This window comes from Kitasatospora sp. NPDC057542, from assembly GCF_042801945.1.
Classification (GTDB): domain Bacteria; phylum Actinomycetota; class Actinomycetes; order Streptomycetales; family Streptomycetaceae; genus Kitasatospora.
Genome location: NZ_JBHVFE010000607.1, coordinates 1 through 4,603, shown reverse-complemented (window position 1 = coordinate 4,603; position 4,603 = coordinate 1). Strand labels below are relative to the sequence as shown.

Here is a 4,603-nt window from a genome sequence, read left to right as displayed (position 1 = left end):
CTGGGGGGCCCCCCCCGGGGCCCCCACCACGGCCGTCGGCGTGTCCGCAGGGGACCACGCGGGTGGGGGCGAGCGAGAGGACGTTCGGCCGGCCGCGTGATCGGTTCGCGCATCGGGGCCGATGCCGTCTCGGCAGGGTGCCGCCGCGGCCGCACCCTGCGCGATCACGCCTGATGTGAGCGAAGGCGGGATCGGTGTGAGACTGGGCAGGGAAGGGGTGATCCCCGTGTCGGACCCACCGCACGCGTCCGCCGGTCCCGACACCGTCGTCGACGAGAGTCTGCTGGAAGAGCTGATCATCGAGGCGCAGACGGCCCTGCCGGTCGAACTGCCCGCCCTGGCGAACCGGTGCGCCGCGGCCCTCGGCCTGGACACCGTGCTGATCTACCTCGTCGACCTGCAACAACGGCTGCTCGTCCCGCTCGACGAGGCCTCGGAGCCGCTGCCGGTGGACCGTTCGCGGGCCGGCTGGGCGTACCGCAGGGTCTCCCCGCAGGTGGCAGCCGACGACGGTGGCGTGATCGTCTGGCTGCCGCTGGTCGACGGTGCGGAGCGGCTGGGCGTGCTGGCGGTGCGGACCGCCGCGCTCGACGGGGTGCGGATGCGCCGCAGCCGGATGCTCGCCCATCTGTTCGCCATGCTGATCACCTCCAAACGCACCTACAGCGACTGGCTCGCCTCCCTCGCCCGCACCGCGACCATGGGGCTGCCCGCCGAGATGCTGCGGGCCTTCCTGCCGCCCCAGACCATCGGCAGCAGCAGGTGCGTCTCGACCGCGGTCCTGGAACCGGCGTACGACGTCGCCGGCGACGCCTTCGACCACTCGGTGATCAAGAACGTGCTGCACACCATGATCCTCGACTCCATGGGGCACGATCTGACCTCCGGCCTGACCACGTCGGTCGCCATGGCGGCGGCGCGCAACGCCCGCCGCGCCGGCAGTCCCCCGTCCGACGTGGTCGGCTCCGTCGACCAGGCGCTCGTCCACTGGCTGCCCGACCACTTCTGCACCGGCGTGCTGTGCCGGCTCGACGCGGAGACCGGGGTGCTGCACTGGGTCAACTGCGGACACCCGCCGCCGCTGCTGATCCGTGCCGAGCGGGTGCTCCACGGAGCACTGGACAGCCCCCCGCAGCCCCCGATCGGCCTGGCCGACCACCTCGCCCCGGAAGCCCGGCAGGTCCACGAGACGACACTGGAGCCGGGCGACCGCGTCCTGCTCTACACCGACGGCGTCGTGGAGGCACGTGACACGGACGGTGCGGAGTTCGGCCTCGACCAGTTCACCGACTTCATCATCCGCTCCTCGGCCGCCGGCCAGCGCCCGGCCGAGGTGCTGCGGCTGCTCATCCACGCCATCCTCGACCACCAGCGCAACCGCCTGCGGGACGACGCGACCATCCTGCTCTTCGAATGGCGCCCGCAGCGCCCGTGACGCGCTGTGGCACCGGCGCGTGGTGCAGACGTCGACGCGGCGGGCCGGGGGGTCAGGGGACGATCCTCACCGACTCGGCCCGTGATGGGTGGTGGAGCCGGTGGAGGCCGGCGTAGGCGGGGCTGCGGGCGAGGAGTTCCTCATGGGTGCCGTGGCCGGCGAGCAGGCCCTGTTCGAGCAGGACGATCTGGTCGGCGTCGCGGACCGTGAGCAGGTTGTGCGAGATGATGATCGTCGTGCGGCCGGCCATCAGCGCACGCAGCGGGCCCATGATCCGCCGGGCCGACTCGGCGTCCAGGCCGGTGGTGGGTTCGTCCAGGAGGAGGACGGGTGCGTCCCGAACCATCGCGCGGGCGATGGCCAGACGCTGGCGCTGGCCGCCGGAGAGCAGTCGTCCGCGCTGGCCGACCACGGTGTCGTAGCCGTCGGGCAGCAGGCTGACGAACCCGTGGGCGTCCGCCGCCCTGGCGGCCGCCAGGATCTCGGCCTCGGTCGCCTCCGGGCGCCCGTACGCGATGTTCTCCCGGACGGTGCCGTGGAAGACCAGGGTCTCCTGCAGGACCACGGCGACGTTCTCGCGCAGCTCGGTGAGCGACAGTTCGCGCAGGTCGACACCGTCGAGCCGGACGGCGCCGGCGGCCGGGTCGTAGAAGCGGAGCAGCAGCTTGGCGACGGTGGACTTCCCCGCGCCGCTGGCGCCGACCAGGGCCAGCGTCTTCCCCGGCGCCACCGTGAAGGACACCCCGGACAGCGCGGGCGTCGCCGTCTCCGGGTAGCTGAAGGTCACGTCGTCGAACTCGATCCCGCCGTGGGCCCGGCCGATCGCCCGCGGGGTCGAGGGGGCGGCGACCTGCGGGCGCTGGTCGAGCAGTTCGATGATCCGCTCGGCGGCGGCGGAAGCGCTGTAGAAGGTGTTGCCGAGCCCGGACATGCCCCGGATCGGGCCGTAGAGCTGGCTCAGCAGTGCGAGGAAGACCATCAGGCCGCCGAGGGTGAGCCGGCCACGGACCAGCTCCCAGGTCCCGAGGCCCATCACTGCCAGGCCGCCGAGCAGCTCGATGAACTCGACCGTGGGTCCGTAGAGCGCTCCGATCCGGGTCGAGGCCATCGCGGCGTGGTACCGGCCGACGCTCTCGCGCTGAAACCTGGTGTGCTCCCAGCCCTGGCGGTTGTACGCCTGGACGAGTGCGATGTTGCCGAGCGACTCCTCGGTGACCGCGCTGATCGAACCGCCGCGCCGGCGGCGTTCGCGTGAGGCCGCCCGGATCAGCTTGGCGAAGCGGCGGGCGGTGAGGAAGAACAGCGGCGCGGCGACCAGTGCGGTCAGCGTCAGGTCCCAGCGCAGCGCCAGCAGGAGACCGACGAAGATGCCCAGCCGCGCCACCTGGCCGAGCGCGGTGACGATCCCGGAGAGCAGGAAGGTCTCGACCGCGTCGACGTCGCCGGTCACCCGGGACAGCACGTCGCCGAGCTGCCGCCGCTCGAAGAAGCCCAGTGACAGGCCCTGGAGGTGCCGGAACACGTCCGATCGCAGGACGAGCAGGAAGCGCTCGCTGACCCAGGTGGAGGTCACCCGGCGGGCGAAGGTCAGCGCTCCGGAGAGCAGGGCCAGCCCGGCGTAGGCGAGGGCGACCGGCAGGAACAGGCTCAGCCTGTGCGGGATGAGCATGTCGTCGATCACGATCTTGAACAGCAGGATCTCCGCTGCCTCGATCGCCGGGCCCACCGCGACCAGGACCAGCAGCACCACCAGCCAGTGGCGGCCGCCCTTGGTGTAGGGCCAGAAGCGCCGGAAGACCTCGCGGAGCGGGACCGGCGGTGCGGCGGCGACGAGGGCGTCGGAGCTCTCGACGACGAGCAGCCCGCGCAGGGCCTCTCGAAGAGTCCGCTTTCGCGTCATCTCACGGTCTTCCCGCTTGGTGCCCGGCACCGGTCACCCCGCTGAACCCCGACCCGAGCCCGGAACCCGCCGGGTGGCGCGGGCCGGACGGACCGGGCGGGGCGACAGGCAGGCCGGGCACGAAGTATGCCCGGCCTGCTGTCGTAACGGATTGCAAGTGTCCGGCTACTGTGGATGTCAGTAGCCCCAGTCGCCGCCGCCGCCATAGCCGCCGCCGTAGCCGCCGCCGCCGCCGTGGTCGCCGAAGTCGTCATAGCCGCCGCCGTAGCCGCCGCCGTAGCCGCCGCCGCCGTGGTCGCCGAAGTCGTCGCGTTCGAAGCCGCGCTCACCGTAGCCGCCGCCGTAGCCGCCGCCACCGCCGTGTTCGTCAAACCTGCCGAGGGTGCCGAGGTTTTCGAGGAATCCCATGATCAAACCTTCCTACGATTCCCCCTCAAACCATCGTCAGTCCGAGCGCACGGGATCGGCAAGCATAATCCGGGAAAAATTGAAGATTTAAAAAATGATTAGAGTATCGCAACTGATGGTCAGCTCGGCGATTTTCATGGCAAAATCATGTCAAATCTTTGGTTGAGCTCAAGCCGAGGGGCCGTGTGTGGCGAGCTGGCGAGCTGTCGCGCTGCGGCCGCCAATCGCGCCACGCCACCCCATGGGGGTATGGGTGGCCTGCCGTGACGGGGTCGCCCGCGCCGCGTCAGGTCCGCCCGACCCGCGGACGTGCCGGACCGTGACCGACCGTTCGCGCCGCGCGCCTGTCGCGGCAGGCCTCCGCCTCGGACGAACCGCCGTATGGCGCTGCCGGAGCGGGGCAGCCGCGCGGGCGAGGCCGTCGGCTTGCCTCGGTCGTCAACCGGGCGTGGAGCATCCATCGACCTGGCCGGCCTTCCGGTCGGCAGAACCGCCCCGCCCGAGTCGTCGAGGCCGTCCTCATGGTGGCCGACCGGCGCGAGGGGGCGGAGCGGAGGCGGGAGGAACGGGAGAGGCTCAGGGGTGAAGGCGGATGCACCGATGAACCGTCATTCTGACGTCTGGCCAGGAGCCGGCGGACGCCCGGTCCTCGCCCCCGGGATGCCGGGCCCGTCGGCGGTTCGTCGCCTGCTCGTCGGTCGCCACGGCATCGCCTCGGCGCTCTCGGCTCTGCCAGTCGGACTCGCGCTTCTTCAGCCCCAACAGCCAGACACTGCTGGCAAGTTCGACGAACCTGACCGAGGTGCGGGTGACCGCGACCGTGAGAGGGCCCGTGCCATGCGGATCGCGCGGGCACGGGC

General features: G+C 71.6%; 4 protein-coding genes. 1 reads left to right on the top strand and 3 read right to left on the bottom strand.

Annotated features, from left to right (window positions below; genetic code table 11):
- Nucleotides 1–217 precede the first annotated feature (217 nt).
- Complete coding sequence (locus ACFU7Y_RS40635; protein WP_224279974.1) at nucleotides 218–1,435, top strand: PP2C family protein-serine/threonine phosphatase; 1,218 nt, start codon at nucleotides 218–220, stop codon at nucleotides 1,433–1,435.
- A 52-nt stretch (nucleotides 1,436–1,487) separates the two neighbouring features.
- Here the strand turns inward: ACFU7Y_RS40635 and ACFU7Y_RS40630 are convergent, their stop codons facing one another.
- The 3 genes from ACFU7Y_RS40630 to ACFU7Y_RS40620 all read right to left on the bottom strand — a co-directional run.
- Entirely contained in the window at nucleotides 1,488–3,335 is a 1,848-nt protein-coding gene (locus ACFU7Y_RS40630; protein WP_224279972.1) for an ABC transporter ATP-binding protein, read from the bottom strand.
- A 177-nt stretch (nucleotides 3,336–3,512) separates the two neighbouring features.
- Nucleotides 3,513–3,743 (bottom strand): hypothetical protein, encoded by a 231-nt coding sequence (locus ACFU7Y_RS40625; RefSeq protein ID WP_224279970.1) that lies wholly within the window; start codon nucleotides 3,741–3,743, stop codon nucleotides 3,513–3,515.
- Between the two features lie 576 nt (nucleotides 3,744–4,319).
- Nucleotides 4,320–4,603, bottom strand: a 284-nt coding sequence (locus tag ACFU7Y_RS40620; RefSeq protein ID WP_380771412.1) for a hypothetical protein, incomplete at its 5' end; no start/stop codon positions are given.